This is a genomic window from Xylanimonas protaetiae (assembly GCF_004135385.1).
GTDB classification, from domain to species: domain Bacteria; phylum Actinomycetota; class Actinomycetes; order Actinomycetales; family Cellulomonadaceae; genus Xylanimonas; species Xylanimonas protaetiae.
This window is the reverse complement of record NZ_CP035493.1, coordinates 2,512,631-2,528,277: the sequence shown is the minus strand read 5'-3', so window position 1 is coordinate 2,528,277 and position 15,647 is coordinate 2,512,631. Positions and strand designations below refer to the sequence as shown.

10 protein-coding genes and 1 pseudogene are annotated in these 15,647 nt (G+C 75.8%); 4 read left to right on the top strand and 7 right to left on the bottom strand.

Annotation, left to right across the window (positions count from 1 at the left end):
* Positions 1 to 153: 153 nt before the first annotated feature.
* The 3 genes from ET471_RS11655 to ET471_RS11645 all read right to left on the bottom strand — a co-directional run bounded on the left by ET471_RS11655 (position 154) and on the right by ET471_RS11645 (position 2,429).
* A complete protein-coding gene (locus ET471_RS11655) occupies positions 154 to 855 on the bottom strand; it encodes a regulatory protein RecX (protein ID WP_129188509.1) in 702 nt (233 codons plus the stop codon).
* Entirely contained in the window at positions 855 to 1,967 is a 1,113-nt protein-coding gene (recA, locus tag ET471_RS11650; protein WP_129190945.1) for a recombinase RecA, read from the bottom strand. The genes ET471_RS11655 and recA overlap by 1 nt, the downstream gene beginning before the upstream one ends.
* A gap of 225 nt (positions 1,968 to 2,192) precedes the next feature.
* Entirely contained in the window at positions 2,193 to 2,429 is a 237-nt protein-coding gene (locus tag ET471_RS11645) for a DUF3046 domain-containing protein (protein ID WP_129188507.1), read from the bottom strand.
* A 145-nt stretch (positions 2,430 to 2,574) separates the two neighbouring features.
* Here ET471_RS11645 and ET471_RS11640 point away from each other — a divergent pair.
* Positions 2,575 to 7,595 (top strand): annotated as a pseudogene (locus tag ET471_RS11640) (Lhr family ATP-dependent helicase).
* 149 nt (positions 7,596 to 7,744) lie between these two features.
* Positions 7,745 to 8,599, top strand: a complete 855-nt coding sequence (locus ET471_RS11635; RefSeq protein WP_129188505.1) for a DNA-formamidopyrimidine glycosylase family protein — start codon at positions 7,745 to 7,747, stop codon at positions 8,597 to 8,599.
* Between the two features lie 74 nt (positions 8,600 to 8,673).
* Here ET471_RS11635 and ET471_RS11630 read toward each other — a convergent pair whose 3' ends face one another.
* From ET471_RS11630 to pgsA, 3 genes are all read right to left on the bottom strand, one after another.
* Positions 8,674 to 9,000: a helix-turn-helix domain-containing protein gene (locus ET471_RS11630; RefSeq protein WP_207207257.1), complete on the bottom strand. Its 327-nt coding sequence runs from the start codon at positions 8,998 to 9,000 to the stop codon at positions 8,674 to 8,676.
* 263 nt (positions 9,001 to 9,263) lie between these two features.
* On the bottom strand, positions 9,264 to 9,737 hold the full coding sequence (locus ET471_RS11625; RefSeq protein ID WP_129188503.1) for a CinA family protein: 474 nt from the start codon (positions 9,735 to 9,737) through the stop codon (positions 9,264 to 9,266).
* Complete coding sequence (gene pgsA / locus ET471_RS11620) at positions 9,734 to 10,324, bottom strand: CDP-diacylglycerol--glycerol-3-phosphate 3-phosphatidyltransferase (RefSeq protein WP_129188501.1); 591 nt, start codon at positions 10,322 to 10,324, stop codon at positions 9,734 to 9,736. Before pgsA ends, ET471_RS11625 begins: the two co-directional genes overlap by 4 nt.
* Before the next feature lie 89 nt (positions 10,325 to 10,413).
* On the opposite strand from pgsA, the gene ET471_RS11615 reads away from it, so the two are divergent.
* Positions 10,414 to 11,745 (top strand): CapA family protein, encoded by a 1,332-nt coding sequence (locus tag ET471_RS11615; protein ID WP_242496264.1) that lies wholly within the window; start codon positions 10,414 to 10,416, stop codon positions 11,743 to 11,745.
* Positions 11,746 to 11,781: 36 nt separating this feature from the next.
* Here the strand turns inward: ET471_RS11615 and ET471_RS11610 are convergent, their stop codons facing one another.
* Positions 11,782 to 14,502, bottom strand: coding sequence for an FtsK/SpoIIIE family DNA translocase (locus tag ET471_RS11610; RefSeq protein ID WP_425356554.1), 2,721 nt, complete (start codon positions 14,500 to 14,502; stop codon positions 11,782 to 11,784).
* A gap of 266 nt (positions 14,503 to 14,768) precedes the next feature.
* Here ET471_RS11610 and ET471_RS11605 point away from each other — a divergent pair, with 266 nt between their 5' ends.
* Positions 14,769 to 15,641, top strand: coding sequence for an MBL fold metallo-hydrolase (locus ET471_RS11605; protein ID WP_207207256.1), 873 nt, complete (start codon positions 14,769 to 14,771; stop codon positions 15,639 to 15,641).
* Positions 15,642 to 15,647: the final 6 nt, after the last annotated feature.

Genomic DNA, 15,647 nt, shown 5'->3' with positions numbered 1-15,647 from the left:
CGCGCAGCGTGCCGGCCGGGGAGCGGGTTCGGTCGACGCTCGCTCACCGGCCTGGGTCGAGGCCCGCTCCCCGGCCTCGGTCGAAGTCCCCCCGGCGCCGCGGACGCCGGGCCTCACGCCCTTGCGCCGGGTCTCACGCCTTGCGCCCCGACCTCACAGCGAGTCCGCGTCGCAGAGGTCCTCCGTCTCCTCGCCCTCGGCCGCCAGCGCGTCCTTGACGGCCGCGAAGGCAAGGCCAGGGCCGTAGCCCTTGCGCGCGAGGGCGGACGCCGCCCGCCGGACGCGGGCATCGCGGTCGAGGGTGCGCGTGCGGGCGACGAGCTTGCGGGCGAGCCGCGCGGCCGCGTCGCGCTCGTCCTCGTCGTCCACCTGCTCCAGGGCCTCCCCCGCGGTGTCGTCGTCGATGCCGCGGCGACGCAGCTCCATCGCGATCGCCCGGCGGGCCAGCCCGCGCTCGCCGTGCCGGGTCCGCACCACCATCTGCGCGTACTCCGCGTCGTCGACCAGGCCCACCTCGTCGAGGCGGTCGAGGACCGGAGCGACGACGTGCTCCGGGTAGCCCTTGCGGGCGAGGGACTGCTCGAGCTCGTGACGGCTCTTGGGCGCGGCAGTGAGGATGCGCAGCACCGTCTCGCGGGCGAGGTCGACGGCGTCGTCGGACGTGAGCTCGCCCGCCTCGATGCGCTCGGCGACGGTCTTGCGGGTCGCCCTCTCGCGCGGGCGCCGCTCGCCGGCGCCCCCGGGACGGCCGCGAGGGCGGCCGCGACGCTTCCCCGCGCCGCGACCGCCCTCCTCGCCCCATGGGTCTCCTGGCGTCGCTCCGGAGCCCCCCGGGGACCCCGAGGCGGCGTCCATCAGAACGGAGCCTTCTTGCCCTTGGCTGCCGTCGCCTTGGCCGGGGCCGCGTCCGCCGGAGCGTCCGCGGGCGCCGGGGCACCCTCGGCACCCGCGTCGGCCGGGGCGTCGAGGCGGGCGCCGATGCCGAGCTTCTCCTTGATGCGCTTCTCGATCTCGTTGGCGAGGTCCGGGTTGTCGCGCAGGAACTTGCGGGCGTTCTCCTTGCCCTGCCCGAGCTGGTCGCCCTCGTACGTGAACCACGAGCCGCTCTTGCGGACCAGGCCGTGGTCCACGCCCATGTCGATGAGGCCGCCCTCGCGCGAGATGCCCACGCCGTAGAGGATGTCGAACTCGGCCTGCTTGAAGGGCGGGGCCATCTTGTTCTTGACGACCTTGACACGCGTGCGGTTGCCGACGGCGTCGGTGCCCTCCTTGAGGGTCTCGATGCGGCGGATGTCCATGCGCACCGACGCGTAGAACTTCAGCGCCTTGCCACCCGTGGTGGTCTCGGGGCTTCCGAAGAAGACCCCGATCTTCTCGCGCAGCTGGTTGATGAAGATCGCGGTGGTGCCCGAGGCGCTCAGCGCACCGGTGATCTTGCGCAGCGCCTGCGACATGAGGCGGGCCTGGAGACCGACGTGGCTGTCGCCCATCTCGCCCTCGATCTCAGCCTTGGGCACCAGCGCCGCGACGGAGTCGATGACGATGATGTCGAGAGCGCCCGAGCGGATCAGCATGTCCGCGATCTCGAGCGCCTGCTCGCCCGTGTCGGGCTGGGAGACCAGGAGGGCGTCCGTGTCGACGCCGAGCTTCTTGGCGTACTCCGGGTCGAGCGCGTGCTCGGCGTCGATGAACGCCGCGATGCCGCCCGCGCGCTGGGCGCTGGCCACGGCGTGCAGCGCCACGGTCGTCTTGCCGGAGGACTCGGGGCCGTAGACCTCGATGATGCGGCCGCGCGGCAGGCCGCCGATGCCGAGCGCGACGTCGAGCGCGATGGAGCCGGTGGGGATCACCTCGACGGGGGCGCGGGACTCGTCGCCGAGCCGCATGACGGACCCCTTGCCGAAGCTGCGGTCGATCTGGGCGAGCGCGGCCTCGAGGGCCTTGTCGCGGTCTGCCGGTGCGGGCATGTCGTTCACCTTCGTCGTCTGGGCGCGGCGGGCGCGCGGTGCGGGGCGTGTCTGCGAGCTCATCGGTCGAGACCGTAGGCGCAGCCACCGACACGGACGCCTGCTCCGGCCCTCGCTGTGGACGAGGTTCCGAAATCCGTGCCTGGGGGCAGACACTACTCGCACATCTGTTCGAAGGCGACGACACGCCGGGCGTGTCGCGCCCGCCTGCAGAGCCCGTCTGCGTCAGCGCGACGGCGGCGGGGCCTGGCGGCGCACGTCCGCACCCCAGCGCCGGTCGTCCGGCACGTCGAGCGCGTCGCACAGCGCGTGCCACACGTCGCGGGGCGGCAGGCCCGCCTCGAGCGCCTCGACCGACGTCCGGTCGCCGAGCGCGTCCAGCACCTGCTCGCGCGCGAGGGCGCGGCCGTACCCCGGTCCGAAGACCTCGTCGACCAGCTGCCAGAACTCCCGCAGACGCATGATGCAAGCCTGCCATCTCCGGGCACGCCCCCGGGCACCGCGCGCGACGCCGGAGCGCCCCGGGCGTCCGCCGCGCTCCGCCGAGAGAGCGCGCACCGCGCCCGGCGCCCGGCCGGATGTCGGAGGCCAGGGACAGAATGGCGAGGTGAGCAGCCCCCCGGATCGCCCCGGCCCCGAGCCGACGCCCCTGGGCGCCTTCGGCGCCGCGACCCGCGACTGGTTCGCGGGCGCGTTCGAGGGCCCGACGCCGGCCCAGCTCGGAGCGTGGGACGCGATCGGGCAGGGCAAGCACGCCCTCGTCGTCGCGCCGACGGGCTCCGGCAAGACGCTCGCCGCGTTCCTCTGGGCGATCGACCGGCTGCACCACGAGCCCGTCCCGGAGCGGGCTCGCCGCTGTCGCGTCCTGTACGTCTCGCCGCTCAAGGCCCTGGCCGCCGACGTCCAGCGCAACCTGCGCTCCCCCCTCATCGGCATCCGTCAGGCCGCAGCGCGCGCGGGCATCGAGACGCCGCAGATCGACGTCGGGATGCGCACCGGCGACACGCCCGCGAACGAGCGCCGGGCGTTCGCCACGCGCCCGCCGGACGTCCTCGTCACCACGCCCGAGTCGCTCTTCCTCGTGCTGACGAGCCAGGCGCGCGCCGGCCTGCTCGGCGTCGAGACCGTGATCATGGACGAGATCCACGCCGTCGCCGGCACCAAGCGCGGGGCGCACCTCGCGCTGAGCCTGGAACGCCTCGACGCGCTGCTGGTCGCGTCCGGCGCGCGGCCCGCGCAGCGCGTCGGGCTCTCGGCCACCGTGCGCCCCGTCGAGGAGGTCGCGCAGTTCCTCGGCGGCCACCGCGCGCCCGACGACGGCGGTCGCGACGTCGTCGTCGTCCAGCCGGCGTCGGTCAAGCGGTGGGCCATCGACGTCGTCGTCCCCGTGCCGGACCTCGCCGACCTCGACGCCGTCGGCGTCGGCGGTGGCGTCGGCGGCGACGACGACGGCGCGACGACGCCCGGCATCCCCGACCTCACGGGCGACGCGACCTCGCCGCTGCGCAAGGCGTCCGTGTGGCCCCACGTCGAGGAGCGCGTCGTCGACCTCGTCGCGGACCACACCTCGACGCTCGTCTTCACGAACTCGCGGCGCGGGGCCGAGCGGCTCACCAACCGCATGAACGAGCTGTGGGCGCAGCGGCTCGGCGAGGTCGTCGCAGACCCGGGCGTGCTGTGGCCCGCGCAGGCGCCCGGGCAGTCGGGCACCGCAGCCGGGATCGCGCCCGAGGCGCCCGTCATCGCGCGCCCGCACCACGGGTCGATGAGCCGGGCCGAACGCACCCGCACGGAGTCGGAGCTCAAGGAGGGCCGGCTGCCCGCCGTCGTCGCGACGAGCTCGCTCGAGCTCGGCATCGACATGGGCGCCGTCGACCTCGTGGTGCAGGTGGGCTCGCCGCCGTCGGTGGCGAGCGGCCTCCAGCGCATCGGGCGCGCGGGGCACCAGGTCGGGGCCGTGTCGCACGGCGTCGTCTTCCCGATGCACCGCGGCGACCTCGTGCCGGCCACGGTCGTCGCGCAGCGCATGCGCGAGGGCGAGCTCGAGCCGCTGCACGTGCCGCAGAACCCGCTCGACGTGCTCGCGCAGCAGGTGGTCGCGGCGCTCGCACAGGACGAGTGGGACGAGGGCGAGCTGCTGGCGACGTTCCGGCGCGCGCACCCGTTCGCCCACCTGGGCGACGCGACGTGGCACGCGGTGCTGGACATGCTCGCGGGCCGCTACCCCAGCGAGGACTTCGCCGAGCTGCGCGCGCGGATCGTGTGGGACCGCGCGACGGGGCGGCTCACCGCCCGCGCCGGCGCGCTGCGGCTGGCCGCCACGAGCGGCGGCACCATCCCCGACCGCGGCCTGTACGGCGTGTTCATCGCCGGGTCCGAGGACGGGGAGCAGCGGGGCGGCAAGCGCGTCGGCGAGCTCGACGAGGAGATGGTCTACGAGTCGCGCGTCGGCGACACGTTCACGCTCGGCTCCTCGACGTGGCGCATCGAGGACATCACCCCGGACCGCGTGCTCGTCACGCCCGCGCCCGGTCTCCCCGGCCGGCTCCCGTTCTGGAAGGGCGACTCGCAGGGCCGCCCGGTCGAGCTCGGGCGCGCGATGGGCGCGTTCGTCCGCACCACGGACGCCCTGCTCGCCGACGACGCCGCCGCGGGCCGCGCGCGCCTGCGCGAGTCCGGCCTGGACGCGTGGGCGGCCGACAACCTCGCCGCGTACCTCACCGAGCAGCGCACCGCGACGGGCCGCGTGCCCGACGACCGCACGATCGTCGTCGAGCGGTTCCGCGACGAGCTCGGCGACTGGCGCGTGGTGGTGCACTCGCCCTACGGCGCGCGCCTGCACGCGCCGTGGTCGCTGATCCTCGCCGGGCGCCTGCGCGAGCGGCACGGGCTCGACGTCGCCGTCATGCACTCCGACGACGGCATCGTGCTGCGCCTGCCCGACGCCGGCGCGGCCTGGGACGACCTCGGCGCGGCGCCCGCCTGGGCGGGCGGCGGGCTGAACGTCGGCGAGGCGCCGCTGATCACGGCCGAGGACCTGCTCGTCGACCCCGAGGACGTCGTGCGGTCGGTGCGCGACGAGCTCGGCTCGTCGGTGCTGTTCGCTGCCCGGTTCCGGGAGGCGGCCGCGCGGGCGCTCCTGCTGCCGCGGCGTCGTCCCGACCGCCGCCAGCCGCTGTGGCAGCAGCGGCAGCGTGCGGCCCAGCTGCTCCAGGTCGCCTCGCAGTTCCCCGACTTCCCGATGACGCTCGAGGCCGCGCGCGAGTGCCTCCAGGACGACTTCGACGTCGCCGCGCTCACCGCGCTCATGACGGACATCGGCGCGGGCCGCGTGCGCATCGTCGAGGTGAGCACGCAGAGCCCGTCGCCCTTCGCGCAGTCCCTCCTGTTCGGCTACACCGCGCAGTTCCTGTACGACGGCGACGCCCCGCTCGCCGAGCGCCGGGCCGCGGCGCTGTCCCTCGACCCCGACCTGCTCGCGGAGCTGCTCGGCGACCAGGGCGCGACGGCGATCGCCGACCTGCTCGACCCGGCCGCCGTCGAGCGCACCGAGGCGGAGCTCCAGGCGCTCGCCCCGAGCGGCAGGCGAAGGACGCCGAGGGCCTGTGGGACATGCTGCGCCGAACGGGCCCCCACCCGTTCGAGGCGCTGGCGGAGCGCACGCGCGAGGAGGGCCGGGGCGAGGTGGCGGCGTGGCTCGCCGAGCTCGAGCGGGCGCGGCGCGTCATCCGGGTGCGCGTCGCGGGCGCCGAGCAGTGGGCGGTGATCGAGGACTCCGGGCGGCTGCGGGACGCGCTCGGCGTCGCCCTGCCCGTCGGGGTGCCCGAGGCCTTCACGGAGCTCGTGCCCGACCCGCTCGGCGACCTCGTGCGCCGGCACGTGCGCACCCACGGCCCGGTAGCCGCCCCGGACGTCGCGGCTCGCTACGGGCTCGGTGTGGCCGTCGTGCTGCACGCGCTGGCCCGGCTGGAGGCCGTGGGCGTGGTGGTCCGCGGCGCGCTGCGGCCCTCGTCGCTGGGCGGCACGGGCGACGAGTGGTGCGACCCCGAGGTGCTGCGCCTGCTGCGGCGGCGCTCGCTCGCGGCGCTGCGCGCGGAGGTCGAGCCCGTCGAGCCGCAGGCGCTCGGCGTGTTCCTGCCCCGCTGGCAGCAGGTCGGGTCGCCGTCCGCGCCGCGCGGCGTGGACGGCGTGCTGCGGGCCGTCGAGCAGCTCGCGGGCGCGGCCGTGCCCGCGAGCGCCCTGGAGACCCTGGTGCTTCCGGCGCGCGTGCCGGACTACTCCCCCGCGCTGCTGGACGAGCTGACGACGTCGGGCGAGGTGCTGTGGTGCGGGCACGGGCGGCTGCCCGGGTCGGGCGGGGGCGACGGCATGGTGTCGCTGCACCTGGCCGACGGGGCCGCGCTGACGCTGCGGCCGCCGGACCCGGTCGAGCCCGAGGGCCCCCTGGACACGCCGCTGCACCGGGCGGTGCTGGACCTGCTCACGGGGTCGGGCGGGTTCTTCCTGCCCCGCCTCGCGGAGCTCGCGGACGCGTCGACGTCGGCGACCCTCGATGCGCTGTGGGACCTGGTGTGGGCCGGCTGGGTGACCAACGACGGGCTCGGGCCGCTGCGCGAGGCCGTGGGCTCGGGGGCGGGCGGGGCGCACCGCGCGCCCCGGGCTCCGGCGCGGGCACGGCCCGTGCGGCACACGCGGTTCGGGGCGCTGGGCCGCCCGTCCGCCGCGACGGCGGCGGCGTCCGCGGCGGCCGTGGTGCGCACGGGCGGCGGGCGCTGGTCGGCGCTGCCCGCGGTCGAGCAGGACCCGACGGTCCGCGCGCACGCCCTGACGCAGGTGCTCCTGGAGCGGCACGGCGTCCTGACGCGGGCCGTGGCCCCGTCGGAGGGCGCGACGCGCGCGTTCCGGGACGTGTACCGGGTGCTGCGCGAGCTCGAGGAGCGCGGCGCCGTGCGGCGCGGGTACTTCGTCGAAGGCCTGGGCGGGTCGCAGTTCGCGCTGCCCGGCGCGGTGGACCAGCTGCGCACGGACGCCTCCGACCGGTCCCGGGCGCACGAGGGCGACGACGACGCGGTGTTCGACACCGCCCACGCCCGGACGGCACGGGCGCCCGAGGCGCTGCTGCTCGCCGCGACCGACCCGGCGAACCCGTACGGGGCGGCGCTGGCGTGGCCGCGGGCCTCCGAAGGTGCGGCCCGGGTGACCAAGGACGCCGGGACCGGGACCGACGGGTCGGGACGTGCGGCCGTGGCCGGGAGCGGAGCCACGGGGACCGACGTCGCGTCGCCCGACACGAGCAGGACCGAGGGCGCTGCAGCGCACCGGCCGGGACGCAAGGCGGGCGCCGTCGTCGTCCTGGTGGACGGGGACCTCGTGCTCTACGTCGAGCGCGGCGGGCGGACAGTGCTCTCGTTCGGCCCGCCAGGCCCCGGCGGCGGGCGGCGTCTCGGGGCGGCCGCCCGGGAGCTCGCGAGCGGGGCGCGCAGCGGTCGGCTGGGCCGCGTCCTGGTCCAGCGCGTCGACGGCGTCGCGGCGCTCACGGCCGCCCGCGACCGCACGCCGCTCGCCGCGGCCCTGCTGGACGCCGGGTTCGCGGTCACGCCGCGCGGCCTGCGCGTCGCGGGAGGCTGACGCGATGGCCTGGCACCTCCGCCCGGCCGAGCCGGGCACGACACGTGGACGTATATCCAGCACGACACACGGACGTATGTCCGACGGCACGCCGGGCCCGCTGCCTCGGCGCCCGCTCCCGAGCGCGCCGCGACCGCCAGGAGGTGCCCGTGCCCGAGGGTGACGTCCTCAAGCTCACCGCGGAGCGGCTCGGCCTCGCGCTCGGCGGGTCGCCGCTCGTGCGTGCCGAGCTGCGCTGGCCGAGCGTCGCCGCCGCCGACCTGCGCGGCCGCACGCTGCTCGAGTCGGTCGCGTACGGCAAGCACACGCTGCTGCGGTTCGACGACGGCCGCACGCTGCACACCCACCTGCGCATGGACGGGTCATGGACGGTCCGGCGCACCGGCACGCCGGAGGCGGCAGGACGCGCACCGGTGATCCGCGCGGTGCTGGCGACCGAGTCGTGGACGTGCCTGGGCTGGCACCTCGGCATGATGGACCTGGTCCGCACGCACGACGAGGCCACGCTCATCGGGCACCTCGGACCGGACGTGCTCGGCGACGGCTTCGTCGCCCCGCCCGCGGACGGCACGGAACCCGACGACGGCGCCGCCGAGGCCGCCCGTCGCCTCGTCGTCGACCCGGCCCGCCCGCTCTGCGTCGCCCTCCTGGACCAGCGCACGGTCGCGGGCCTCGGCACGATCTGGATGGCGGAGTCGCTCTTCGCCGAGCGCCTGTGGCCGTGGACGCCCGTCGGCGCCCTCCCGCCGACGCGGGTCAGGGCCCTGCTGGTGACGGCGTCGCGGCTGATCACGCACTCGGTGGACGTCGGGCGCCGCCAGGGCCTGGGCGCCGTCCCGTCCCGCGTGCACGGGCGGCACCGCCGTCCGTGCGTGCGCTGCGGCACCGCGATCGCGCTCGGGTCGACGGTCGGTCCGGACAAGCGCCCCGACCAGGGCGCCCTCGAGCGGGTCGTCTACTGGTGCCCGACGTGCCAGGCGCGACCGCCCGCGGCGGCAGCGTGACCGACCAGGCGGCAGCGTGAACGACGACGGGCGCCCCACCTCGAGGTGGGGCGCCCGTCGCGGGAATGTCTGGGTCAGCCGACCGGCGCGAGCTCCGCGCGCTCGCCGCCGCGGCCCAGGAGGCCCGCGACGAAGTCGGCAGGGATGGTGTCGGGGATCGCGAAGCCCTCGGCGATCGCGATGCGGTCGGAGACCTCGCGCAGCACGAGCGACATCGGGAGGTCCAGCGCCTCGCAGATCGAGGCGAGCAGCTCCGACGACGCTTCCTTCTGGCCCCGCTCGACCTCGCTCAGGTAGCCGAGCGAGACACGTGCCGCGGAGGACACCTCGCGAAGGGTGCGACCCTGTCGCTGCCGCGCGTCGCGCAGCACGTCGCCGATCTCACGTCGAAGAACGACCATCTCGCGCCCCCTCTCGTTGCTCGTCCGGTCCGCGTGACCGGAGGTCGACCTACCGTACACTGCACGGCCCGCGTCGGGGCGGGACTGTCGCATCGACGGCCGGCCGGTGGGTCTGGTGGTGATCACGACCTCTCCAACGTCGCCCCTCGGGACCTTGTTCCCTCCCGGGTCCTCCGAGTGACGCCCGTCACAGGTGACCATGCATCGAACCTCCCACGTCCGAGCACCACGCGCCAACCCGTGGCCCGAATCGTGACCAGGGATCACCCGCGGGCGAGGACCTCGAGCGCGAGGGAGAGCACGCCGTCGGCGGCCCCGGCGCGCACGGCGGCCCGGCCGCCCGGGAGGTCCAGCCGCCGCACGGTCGCCCGCTCCGGGGTCGCGACGGCGACATAGACGAGCCCGGGCGCCTTCCCGTCCTGCGGGTCCGGCCCGGCGACGCCGGTGGTCGCGAGCCCGACGTCGGCCCCGGTGGCCCGGCGGACGCCGCCGGCCATGGCGGCCGCGACGTCGGGGTCGACGGCGCCTCGCTCGGCGAGCAGGGCGGCGTCCACGCCGAGCAGCGACGCCTTGAGGTCGGTGGCGTAGGCGACGACGCCGCCGCGCAGCACCGCGGACGCGCCCGGCACGGAGACGAGCGCCGCGACCACGAGCCCGCCCGTGAGCGACTCGGCGACGCCGATCGACCACCCGCGCGCGGCCGCGGCCGCGAGGACGTCGGCCGGCGCAGGCGTCACGACGCGGGTGCGCGGTGCGCGTCGCGGGAGATCTGCCAGCCCTTGTGGGCGTAGTCGACACCCGTAACGACCGTGACGAGGATGGCCGCGGCGAGCACCACCCACGCGATCACCCGGATGAAATCAGGCAGGTGGTCCAGCGGCAGGAGGAACAGCAGGATGGCCGCCAGCTGCAGCGTCGTCTTGAGCTTGCCGCCCCGCGACGCGGGCAGGACGACGTACTTCTTGAGGAAGAGGCGCATCACCGTGATGCCCAGCTCGCGCACCAGCACGACGACGGGTACCCACCACGGCAGCTCGCCGAGCGGCACCCACAGCAGGATGAGCGCGGCGCCCACGAGGGCCTTGTCGGCGATGGGATCGAGGAGCTTTCCCAGGTCAGTGATGAGATTCCGCGACCGGGCGAGGTGCCCGTCGATGCGGTCGCTGAGCGCCGCGACGGCGAAGATGCCGGTCGCGACGAGGCGCCAGGTGATGGTGTGCCCACCCTCGGCGAGCAGCGCCCACGCGAAGAACGGCACGAGCACGATGCGTGCCATCGTCACCAGGTTGGCGGCGTTCCACGGGGAAGGGACTGCGTCGACCACCCGCCCAGCCTAGTTGGTGCCGGGGCGCAACGACTGCCTCGGCGCCCTCGTCCGCACGATGAGCAGGCTCGATGCCCTAGCGTCTCCCTGTGCGCAACCCGGCCTCCCCGCCGAGCGGGCCGACCGAGGGACGGCACCGCTCGCCTCGCCTGCCTCGGCACCGCCTGGTCGTCCCGCTCGTCCTCACCGGCGTCGTCGCCGCGCTGGTCGCCGGCGGGGTCACGGCCCTCAGCCTGCGGCACGGCTCCGACGACGACGCAGCCGCCGCCGTCGTCGTCCCGCCGCCGGACGCCGCCCCGGGGCAGGCGGCCTCCCCGACTCCCCCGCCTCCCCCACAGCCCGCCGTGTTCACGATCGTCGCGGCCGGCGACGTGCTGCTGCACAACGCGGTGACACGCTCCGCGACCCACGACGGCGTCGTCGACTACTCCACCCTGCTCTCCGGGCTCGACCCGTGGGTCCAGGGCGCCGACCTCGCGCTGTGCCACTTCGAGACCCCCGTCGCGCCGCCCGGCCAGGAGGTCACCACGTACCCCGTGTTCGGCGTCCCGTCGCAGATCGTCACCGACCTCCAGGAGCAGGGCTGGGACGGGTGCTCGACGGCGTCGAACCACTCGATCGACCGGGGCTACCCGGGCATCGAGGCGACGCTCGCCGCGTTCGACGCGGCCGGGCTCGGCCACGCCGGCACCGCGCGCAGCCAGGCCGAGTCGGACGCCCCGCAGCTCTATACGCTCGAGCGCGAGGGCCGCACGCTGACGGTCGCGCACCTGTCGATGGCGTACGGGCTCAACGGGTTCACGCTGCCTGCCGACAAGCCGTGGGCCGTCGACCTCGTCGACGTGCCCCGCACCGTCGCCCGGGCCACCGCCGCCCGCGCCGCCGGGGCGGACCTCGTGGTGGTGAGCCTGCACGACGGCACCGAGTACCGCGCCGACCCCATCCCCGACCAGCTCACCGTCACGCAGGCGCTCGCCGACTCCGGCGTCGTCGACCTCGTGCTCGGGCACCACGCGCACGTGCCGCAGCCCGTCGCGCACCTGGCGGGCGGCCCGGAGGGCTCGGGCATGTGGGTGGCGTACGGGCTGGGCAACATGGTGTCGAACCAGAGCGCCGACTGCTGCGTCGCGGCGTCGTCGAACGGGCTGCTGCTCACCGCGACCGTCACCGCCCAGCCGGGCGGGCCGGCGCGCGTGACGGGCGTGGAGTGGACGGGTCTCACCGTGGACCGCGCGGCGGGTCACCGCGTGCGTGCGCTTCCGGACGCGATCGCGGACCCCGGCGCGGGGACGCTGTCCACCGAGGAGCTCGCGGCGCGCGAGCAGCGGGTGACCGACGTCGTCGGGACGGCCGCACCGGAGCGCACGACGCCGCCGACGCCGACGGGCCCGCCGCCGACGGTGGTGGCCCGCGTCGGCTGACGGCCGCCGGGCCCCTGCCCCGGACGACGCGACGGCCTACCGCCAGCCGTTCTCCGGGTCGGTGTCCGCGTCGTCGTGGTAGTCCGTCGCCACCGGCGGGCGGTGCCCGTCGACGCCGTCGGCGTACGGGTCGGGCGCCGCGGCGGGCTCGGCCTGGTCGAACAGCTGCGCGGGCTCGCCGCGCAGCAGCGCGAGCGCCCCGGCGAGGTCGTCGGGCTGCACCAGCACCTCGCGCGCCTTCGAGCCCTCGGACGGGCCGACGATCTCGCGAGACTCCAGCAGGTCCATGAGGCGCCCGGCCTTGGCGAACCCGACGCGCAGCTTGCGCTGCAGCATCGACGTCGAGCCGAATTGGGTGGTCACCACGAGCTCGGCGGCCTGGAGCAGCAGGTCGAGGTCGTCGCCGATGTCGTCGTCGACCTGCTTCTTGGCCGCGGCCGGCGCGGTGACGTCCTGCCGGTACACCGGCTTGAGCTGGGCCTTGACATGCTCGACGACGGCGTGGATCTCGGTCTCCGTGACCCACGCGCCCTGGACGCGCATGGGCTTGGCCGCGCCCATGGGCAGGAACAGGGCGTCGCCCTGCCCGACGAGCTTCTCGGCACCGGGCTGGTCGAGCACGACGCGCGAGTCCGCGAGCGACGACGTCGCGAACGCCAGCCGCGACGGCACGTTGGCCTTGATGAGGCCCGTGACGACGTCGACCGACGGCCGCTGCGTGGCCAGCACCAGGTGGATGCCGGCCGCGCGGGCGAGCTGGGTGATGCGCTGGATCGACGCCTCGACGTCGCGCGGGGCGACCATCATGAGGTCGGCGAGCTCGTCGACCACGACGAGCAGGTACGGGTAGGTGGCGATCTTGCGCTCGGAGCCCGGCAGCGGCTTGACCTTGCCCGCGCGGACGGCGGCGTTGAAGTCGTCGACGTGCTTGAACCCGAACGCGGCGAGGTCGTCGTAGCGCGCGTCCATCTCGCGCACCACCCACTCCAGGGCCTCGGCGGCCTTCTTGGGGCTGGTGATGATGGGCGTGATGAGGTGCGGGATGCCCTCGTAGATCGTCAGCTCGACGCGCTTGGGGTCCACGAGCACCATGCGCACCTGCTCGGGGGTGGAGCGCATCATGATCGAGACGATCATCGAGTTGATGAAGCTCGACTTGCCGGCGCCCGTGGCGCCGGCGACGAGGATGTGCGGCATCTTCGCGAGGTTCGCGACGACGTACCCGCCCTCGACGTCCTTGCCGATGCCCACCACCATGGGGTGCTCGCTGCGGTGCGCGGCCCCCGAGCGCAGCACGTCGCCCAGCACCACCGTCTCGCGGTCGGTGTTGGGGATCTCGATGCCGATGGCCGACTTGCCGGGGATGGGCGCGAGGATGCGCACGTCCGCGCTCGCGACGGCGTACGCGATGTTGTTCGACAGCGACGTGATGCGCTCGATCTTGACCTTGTTGCCGACCTCGACCTCGTACCGCGTGACCGTGGGGCCGCGCGTGAAGCCCGTGACCTGGGCGTCCACCTCGAACTGGTCGAAGACGTGGGTGAGCGCCTCGACGACGCGGTCGTTGGCGGCCGAGCGGGTCTTGTGCGGGGCGCCCTTGACGAGCGCCTCCTCGTCGGGCAGCAGGTAGACGGTGTCGCCGTCGAGCATGGGCTGGATGGGACGGCCGATCGGCGCCGGGGCCGGCGTGGCGGGCTGGGCGACCGCCACGGTGGCCGCAGTCGTGCCCGCAGTCGTGCCCGCGGTCGTGCCCGCCGCGGCGACGGTGGTCAGGATCTCCGTGGCGGGGTTGGCCTTGCCCTTGGGCGCCTTGCCTGCGGCGGGGCCCTTCTCCAGCACCGCGGCCGTCTCGAAGGCCTCGTCGCCCGCGAAGCCGCCGTCGGGCAGGTCGAGGTCGCGCTTCTCGGCGGCCCGCTCGGCGCGCGTCTTGCGCCGTCGCTTCGGCTTGTCGTCCTCGCCGTCGTGGGCGGAGACGCCGTCGGCGAGCTGGAGCCCGTCGACCTCCGCGGCCTCCTCGCGGTGGTTGCCGGTCAGGTGGTCGTACAGGCCGCGCAGCCGCTCGGGGATGCGGTGCACGGGCGTCGCCGTGACGACGAGCAGCCCGAAGAAGGCGAGCAGCAGGAAGATCGGCACGGCGGCGTACGCCGTGAGCCCCGCGACCATGGGGTTCGCCGTGAGGTAGCCCACGATGCCGCCCGCGTCCTTCACGGCCTCGAAACCCTCGCCGGGGCTCGGCGTGCCGGCCGAGATCGCGACGAGCGCACACACCGCGACGACCAGCAGGGTCACGCCGATCCCCACGCGCGAGTTGGACTCCGGCCGCTCCGGGTGCCGCATGACGCGCACGCCCAGCCACAGCAACAGCACGGGCACGGCGACGCCCGCGGCGCCCACCGTCCCGGCGACGACGGCGTGGACCACGTCGCCGAAGACGCCGGGGATGTGCCACCACTCGCGCGCGGCCACCACGATGGCCAGCGCGAGGAGGAAGAAGGCGACGCCGTCGCGGCGGTGCTCGGGTTCCAGGTCTCTCGCTCCTCGGAAGATCGTGCGGACGGCGCCCCCGACGCCGTGCGCGACGCCCAGCCACAGGGCCCGTACGGCCCGGAAGGGCCAGGGTGCCCGCTTCGGGGCGGGACGCTGCGGCGTGCGCCGTGCGGCGGGCTTCGCCGACGGCTTCCCGCTGGTCCGCGCGGCGGCCGGCCTGCCGCCCGCACCGCGGGACGTCGACCGTACCGCGGTGCCCTGCGCCCGCACGACAGCCGTCCGCTGCGCGGCGCGCGACGCCCCGGCCGCACCGGCCCGGCTCGACGCCGCAGGGCGCGGCGCGCCGGCCGATGCCGACCGCGGGGTCGTCGAACGCGATGTCGTCGAACGCGAGGAGGGGGTCCGGCTCGGCATAGTGAACCCACGGTAGCCACGGACGGCGACGCGCACCGGGACCGACACGGCAGCGCACGTCACAGGGCCGAGCCGGCGTGCAAGCATGCGGGGGACGCGTCGAGACGGGCAGGGGTGGTCGCGTGCGGGAGCTGCGGCAGGTCGCGGCCGGCGTCTGGGTCGCGACGGCCGAGATCTGGACGTCCAACACGGTCGTCGTGGTCGACGACGACGGCGCCGCGCTCGTCGTCGACCCCGGCATCACGCCGACGGAGGTCGACGGGCTCGCCGCCGCCGTCGCCGCGCGCGGGTGGCGGGTCGCCGCCGGGCTCGCGACGCACCCGCACTGGGACCACGTGCTGTGGTCGGCCGCGCTCGGGGACGTGCCGCGGTTCGCCACGCCGACGGCGATCGCGGCCCTGGCCGGCGACGTCGAGCGCGGCTGGCAGGAGGCGTCGTCGGCCGCCCCGGGCCATGACCGGGCGCTGTTCGGCGCGCTCACCCCTCTCGGTTCCGCACCCGTCGGTGCCGACGTCCCGCTGGTGCCGCCGGCGCCGCGCGGCTGCCGCGTCGTCGTGCACGAGGCGCACGCGCCCGGGCACCTGGCCCTGGTGACGCGTGGCGTGCTCGTGGCCGGGGACATGCTCTCGGACCAGGAGGTGCCGCTGCTCGACGTCGGCCCGGGCGGCGACCGGGCCCGCGCGCCGCTCGACCCGCTGGGCGGGTACCGTCGGGCGCTCGCCGCGCTCGAGGACGCGGTCGCCCGCTACGACGTCGCGGTGCTGGTGCCGGGGCACGGCGCCGTCGCCGTCGGGCGCGACGCCGTCGCGGCCCGCTTCACCGCGGACCGCGCGTACCTGCACGCGCTCGAGCAGGCGGCCGCGCAGCCGCCGTCGGGCCACGCGGGCTGCGACGTGCCGCGTACGGTGCCCGACGAGCGGCTCGCCGACCGGTGGGTGGCCGGCGAGCACGCGGCGCAGCTGGACTTCCTGCGGGCCCGGCTCACCGGGCGGTAGGCCCCG

Bases quoted from the DNA above. Each gene is read 5' to 3' on its own strand.
- ET471_RS11645 (WP_129188507.1), bottom strand. From the start codon at position 2,429: ATGCGTCTGCGGGAGTTCTGGCAGCTGGTCGACGAGGTCTTCGGACCG.
- recA (WP_129190945.1), bottom strand. From the start codon at position 1,967: ATGCCCGCACCGGCAGACCGCGACAAGGCCCTCGAGGCCGCGCTCGCC.
- ET471_RS11630 (WP_207207257.1), bottom strand. From the start codon at position 9,000: ATGGTCGTTCTTCGACGTGAGATCGGCGACGTGCTGCGCGACGCGCGG.
- ET471_RS11655 (WP_129188509.1), bottom strand. From the start codon at position 855: ATGGACGCCGCCTCGGGGTCCCCGGGGGGCTCCGGAGCGACGCCAGGA.